We start from the raw sequence: 6,398 nt of genomic DNA on the forward strand, positions 1-6,398 counted from the left end.
TGCCATTTATCAATTACTCAATAAAGTAAGAAAAACAAATACTATTTTTTTCAATGAAGGTGCATGGCAATATCCATGAATGGATTGTGTCCGGCACCTTTTTAATTAAAAGCACTTAAATTTGTAAAAGTTAGAATGTTCAGGTAATATTAAGAGTAGGAGTTCATAAAATAAAAGTAAACTTTTCTGCGAACCTACAAGATAGCTTAAATTAATTTTTTGGGATTACTCTTCCAATAAAGTCCGCCTTATTTTGGAAAAATAATTTTAAAAAAGGGAGTGAGTCCATTGATAAGACTAATGAAGGACCATAAGGATATGCTTTTTTTAATCATTCACACAGTTATTATTGCGGATTTAGCAGCAAGCTTATATTTTCAATTTGATTTACATTCAAGCTTTATGAAGTGGAAGTCAATTTTATACCTATATGAATGAACACCAGCCAGTGCCATCACTCTGTCACAAATTGACCACATAGGAAAATATAGCTCACAATCATATTTTAAGAATCCACTTGGTCTGCAAGGGGCTTTTTTTTTGTGGTTTAACAACATCGCTTCTTATCTGAAAACTCACTTGAAGTCATTACAAAATTCGGACTATTCATTATATATAATAAGCTACTGAATTAACAGTGCTAAAGATCACATTAATTTTGGGGATTTTTCGATAAAATGTAATTAAAAAGGGTCCCCTAGAAAAAACAAAAAATAGGTTAGCAGCATGAAGTACTACTATCCACATAAACCCAATTTAGTAATTTATATTTAATTTCGGAAAATATGAAGTAAGTGGAGGTACTTTGATTGAAAACAGCAGAGCAAATAGTAATAAATGATCTTCTTGCATTTCAATCTGATGATGGTGAAATTTTTTTAAAGGATAAGAGAATGATTATTTCAAGTGCAGATGCATGGGGATTGCTGCGGAAGGATTTGATTGCCGCTCTTGGAATGGAAAGGGCAAAACGATTTTTAGTACGGCACGGATGGAATTCGGGAGTAAATGATGCCCGTAATTTGAAAGAAATGTTTGAATGGAGTAATAATTTGGAATGGCTGCTTGCGGGCCCGCAAATGCATACCATTTTAGGCAGTGTATTTTCGGAGGTTACTAAACTTGATGTAAATGTTAAAGCGGGAACGTTTTATTTTGAAGGGATTTGGCATAATTCCTATGAAGCACAGCAGCATCTGTTGCATTTTCCCCATCATAATCAATCGGTTTGTTATAATTTGATTGGTTACGCTGGGGGATATTCGAGTGAATATCTTGGGAAAAAGGTTATTTTTAAAGAGGTTGAATGTATCGGAAAAGGGGATAAGCAGTGTCGTTACATCGGAAAAACAGTAGAAGAATGGGGAGACGAAATCACCGACGAATTGGTTAACTATGAAGAGGAAAGTATGGCAAACGAATTAGATTGTGCGTATCGACGAATCGAAAAACAAAAAGAGACGTTAAAATTAGGTTCGAAAATTCACCATAAATTAACTAACATTGTCTTAGAGGGGAAGGGATTGGATACGCTTGCTAAAACGCTTGGAGAAAGTTTGGTTTGTTCTGTTGCTATTGAAAATCCAAACTTTGATCTACTTGCAAGCTATGCGAAAGTATCGGAGCATCCTTTATTTTCTTTAAGAGCATTATTAAAGTCCTCAAATTTACAAACTGAACAGCGGGAAATGATTAATAAATTAGTAGAAGACAGGCAAACAATCGAATTTACTCTTTCTAGTGGCTTTGGAAACGAACACCGATTAATTGCTCCAGTTATTCTCCGCAATCAAATATTTGGTTTCGTCTCCCTTATAAAAGACGAGGCAGAATTTGGAGAAACAGAAGTAGTTGCATTGGAACGTGCTGCCACTGTTTGTGCTGTCCATTTATATATTGAACAAAGTACAATTGAAACAGAACAGCGAATGAAAGGGAAGCTGCTGGATGAGTTGTTAAATAAAGATGTAGACCCTGCATATATTACAAAGCGGCTTAATTATCTTGGTTATAACAAAACCGATCCACACCATGTTTTCTTGTTCCAATTAGAAAGCAATAAGGAACTTTTATCAAAAGAAGATGAAGATAATCGCAAGGGCTTACGAAATAAAATTATAAATCTTGTAACCATTCGGTTACAGCAGGCAGGATATCATTGTTTAATATCGGAAAAAATAGATCAGGTCTATTCTTTAGTTCCCCTGAAGTTTATAAAACAGCAAAGATTACCGTTAAAACAGTTTGGTGAATATTTGCTTGGACAAATCACTGACAACACTCCAGGCCTGAAAGTAACATTAGCAATCAGCAATGTCTTAAGTGACATTACTTCGTTTTACAAAAGTTATCAGGAGGCAACTAAGACAATTGACGTTGCTAAAATCAGACAAAAAGATCAGCAGGTTGTACTTTCATCCGACTTAGGACATGTTGGGCTACTGTTAAATGCTCGTAATCCAGAAGAGTTGGAAACGTTTGCTTACTCACAATTAGGTCAGTTGTATGAATACGACAAAAAAAATAATGCAGAATTAATGAAAACTCTTTATTTTTATGTCGAGAATGACCATAATCTCCATAAAACAGCACGTTTGATGAATATTTCGATTAGTGGAATGCGCTATCGCCTTAGACGGATCTTGGAGCTCTTAGATATGGATTGTATGGATTCTTCGCGAAAATTTGAATTACAACTGGCATTAGACATTTTTTTGGTGCTTGGCAAACTGGAATTAGATTAATTACTATTGGGGATGTCTTTCAGATATCCTCTTTTTTGTTTTTTAGACCTCCATTAGACAGATTCGTTTGAAAAAATGCATACTAAACTAGCATGATCGTTTTAACAGAATGAGTTTGTTAAGTTGAAAAAAATACAACTAATCTAGCCGTATCAATATTTAGAAAATTCAATTATCATTTCAACATAAGATATTAATTAATAGGAAGGTAGGGGGTGATCATTTTTATGGCAATTATTGACCAAAGAAATCGTTCTGTTGGTCTTGATTTTAGCTATTGTGATGCAACGGAAGCTATTATCAAGGCTATAAAGCACGACAATGAAAATGTTGTTGTTACCCGCCTCCCTGGATATATAAAAGTAAAATCGTTAAATAAATTGATGATTTATCGGGAAACTGTCGAAGAGTATCTGGGTAATGTCTGGCAAACAGACAAACTTCAATTAGTAGCTACATCTTATTATGGATTTATGGGTGATTGGGATAAAGATAAGATAGTTATTCAGTGGGATAACGTGTAAAAGGAATAAGAGTACAAAATGTGACGAGAAAGGAATGCTTGTAAAGGCATGTAGAGGACGGGCCGGATAACATGCTGGCCAATGATTGTAATAAAGATCCTAAATAATTGACTAAAATATAGGGATGGGAGTTGAGAGTAATGATTATGGTTTGCAAATCCCATGTTGTTGATGGATTAAAAGTTTCCGATATCCCTCATATTAAAAAGTTATCTGGAACAAAGAAATGCAAGTGTAAATTTTGTGAAGAAATAGCAGATTTTAGATTGTTTTATTTATACTAAAAAAACAATATCGCGATAGTAATAAGACGGTTTGGTATTAACGAAAATCGATTTATCCAACCTAATCGGTCTAACTGAATATGTTAGTCAGGGGAAGAAAATTTGGACAAGAGTCATTGTATGAATATTTTCAATATTTAATTAGAATAATCATGAAAGCGCTACAATTAATAAAAATAAAACCATTAAAAAGTTGGAGGAATCAGATATGGGAATTATGCGTTTAGGAAGAGTTCAACTTAGGTGTCAAAATTGGGAAAAAAGCGTTGATTACTATAAAAATGTGATTGGATTAATTGAAACGGCAAGGGATGAAAATCATGTATATCTTAAAGCCTGGGATGAACACGACCACCATAGTGTAATTCTAGAAAAATCTGATTCTGCCGGCTTAGATCATTTGGCATTCAAAGTAAAAGATGAAGCAGATTTACCATATTATGAACAAAAATTAATTGAATACGGTGTAGATGTTGAGCACATTCCTGCAGGAACACGGATTGCAGAGGGGGAAGCGCTACGCTTCAAAGTTCCTACCGGCCAGTATGTTGAGCTTTATCATCAAATCGAAGTAGTTGGAAATGGTCTACCGCTCGTTAATCCAGATCCATGGCCAGATGGATTGGTTGGAATGGCACCACCTCGCCTTGATCACCTGTTAATCAGTGGGGATGATGTTGAAGGAACAACTAAATTGTTACAAGAAGTCTTTGGATTTGGAATGAGTGAGCGAGTAGTACTAGAAGACGGTGAAAGCTATTTGGCAACATGGCTCTTTGTTACGAATACAGCACATGACATTGCCGTTATTAAAGGACCTGAAGCAGGATTACACCATGTTGCATTCTACCTTGATGAGTGGAGTGATATTCGTAAGGCAGCTGACATTATGGGGAAAAATAATGTTATGGTCGATATAGGACCTACACGTCATGGTATTACCCGTGGAACAACCATTTACTTCTTTGATCCATCCGGTAACCGGAATGAAGTATTTTGCGGTGGATATATCACACATGCTGATTTCCCAACCATTACTTGGACATTTGATTCCCTGGGTGCTGCGATTTTCTACTATGATAAACAACTCAATGAAAGGTTTACATCAGTCTTCTCTTAATAAAGGGAGTGTGTGGTGATCAGATGAGCAGTTATTGTATAAATGTACTGCCAGATGAGCGTACAATTATTGCAAAAGAAAATGAGTATATATTAGACAGCACCATTCGTAACGGTGTTAAAATAAAAGTCGGCTGCAAAGGCGGCGGATGTGGAATCTGTAAAATTCAAATTCTTGAAGGGAAGGTAGACCGGGGACATTCTGCCCGCTCGGTACTTTCGGTTAATGAAATTGAAGAAGGTTATGCACTTGCCTGTCAAACAAAGCCAAATAGTGATGTAGTCATTAAATATTAAATGAAATAATAAAAAGTTAGAAAAGGCTTACAAGGGAATTTTCTTTGTAAGCCTTTTCCTTTGTCTCAGTTATTTTTATAAAATAAAAAGACATGACGTTCGCCAAAGTAGGTGGCGAACGTCATGTCTTTTTTCTTAAAAGATAAAAAAGTTTAAACTTTGACCTTGAGAATTGTCTAGCTACAGCGCCCAGCGACTACTGTACTTCGCCCACCTCCCTACGATAAGTCAAGCACGAATGCGCTAACGCTCTTCGTGTTTCCTTTATCTCAGTCGATGTGCTCCAGTCCTGTCGTGCGCTAAACGGGCGCTTGCGCTTTTCTTATTTAACGATAGGATTTAAAAATTCTATAACTTGGCCGGCGAACTCTTTGGTTTTTTCTATTTGGACCCAGTGACCACATTGCGGGAAAACGTGAAGTTGTGCATCTGGTATTAATTTAACAAGTTTAAAGCTTGTCTCTTCTACCGGAATTACTTGATCCTCTCTTCCGTGGATCAATAACACAGGGAACTGAATTTCGTTCAATTCTTCAGGTGATAAAGCCATTGCATCTACATGCCTTTGGCGTGGTGCAGGGAACATGGCTGAAAACGACTCTTGGAAGCCTTCCTGGATACTGGATTGATAGCGCATTTCAACTAAATCGCCATTTTCCGACATACTTTGATCGTAAGCAAAAAGCTTAATAAGATTTTTCATATTTTCCATGCTTGGTTCATAGCCCCAAACAGCGTCCAATCCATATGCAATTGGATGGTCAACTCCCATGCTGCCCATTAATATCAATTTATTGATGAGGTCGGGGCGGCGTTTAGCAATATGTAATGCGATTGCACCACCAAAAGAGTTTCCGATAATGGAGACTTTCTTTTCGTTGACTGCTTCTAGAAAATTAATCATATGGTCAGCCCAGACATCTATGCTATATTCAATTCCTTCAGGCCTGTCTGAATATCCAAAACCAACAACATCTGGTGCATATAGATGATATTGCTGTGAAAGAATTGGAAAAACTAATCTCCAGTTTGCCCATGCTGATACCCCTGGGCCAGATCCGTGGATGAGCAGTAAAGCTTCACCCTGGCCGTCTTCATGATAGTGGGTGTTAATTCCTTTTACATCAATAAATTTTCCTTGTTCTACCATATTCTAATCCCCTCCATCAAATTGTTTTAGACATAACACCTAAAATTGCTTGGACCGATACTGCTAGCTAACATTTTTCGTTAACTTTTGATATTATGCACAAAGATAGGACACAAATCACCACCAATCTTCATAAGATTTTAGCAAGATGACTTTCAGGATGTCAAAAAAACCTTCATTAATATATATTCGAGTTTTGTCGGAAAAATCCTTCGAAACACAGGTATTTTTGTCGAATTAATCTAAAAATTATTAAGGGAAAAATAATTTTTTTATTAGT

Annotated in this window: 6 protein-coding genes; 5 read left to right on the forward strand and 1 reads right to left on the reverse strand. The window is 36.1% G+C overall.

All coding sequences use genetic code 11. The features are described from left to right. Window positions 1-288: 288 nt before the first annotated feature. From JN080_RS09580 to JN080_RS09600, 5 genes are all read left to right on the forward strand, one after another. A complete protein-coding gene (locus JN080_RS09580; RefSeq protein WP_256235735.1) occupies window positions 289-438 on the forward strand; it encodes a hypothetical protein in 150 nt (49 codons plus the stop codon). Between the two features lie 371 nt (window positions 439-809). Beyond that, entirely contained in the window at window positions 810-2,744 is a 1,935-nt protein-coding gene (locus JN080_RS09585; RefSeq protein WP_256235736.1) for a XylR N-terminal domain-containing protein, read from the forward strand. Between the two features lie 227 nt (window positions 2,745-2,971). Next, window positions 2,972-3,268, forward strand: a complete 297-nt coding sequence (locus JN080_RS09590) for an MmoB/DmpM family protein (protein WP_256235737.1) — start codon at window positions 2,972-2,974, stop codon at window positions 3,266-3,268. Between the two features lie 492 nt (window positions 3,269-3,760). Continuing rightward, window positions 3,761-4,672: a catechol 2,3-dioxygenase gene (locus JN080_RS09595; RefSeq protein WP_256235738.1), complete on the forward strand. Its 912-nt coding sequence runs from the start codon at window positions 3,761-3,763 to the stop codon at window positions 4,670-4,672. A gap of 23 nt (window positions 4,673-4,695) precedes the next feature. Further along, window positions 4,696-4,968, forward strand: coding sequence for a 2Fe-2S iron-sulfur cluster-binding protein (locus JN080_RS09600; protein ID WP_256235739.1), 273 nt, complete (start codon window positions 4,696-4,698; stop codon window positions 4,966-4,968). Window positions 4,969-5,290: 322 nt separating this feature from the next. Here the strand turns inward: JN080_RS09600 and JN080_RS09605 are convergent, their stop codons facing one another. Next, complete coding sequence (locus tag JN080_RS09605) at window positions 5,291-6,118, reverse strand: alpha/beta fold hydrolase (RefSeq protein ID WP_256235740.1); 828 nt, start codon at window positions 6,116-6,118, stop codon at window positions 5,291-5,293. Window positions 6,119-6,398: the final 280 nt, after the last annotated feature.

This window comes from Bacillus sp. EB600 (assembly GCF_024494385.1).
GTDB lineage: Bacteria > Bacillota > Bacilli > Bacillales > Cytobacillaceae > JAEVLT01.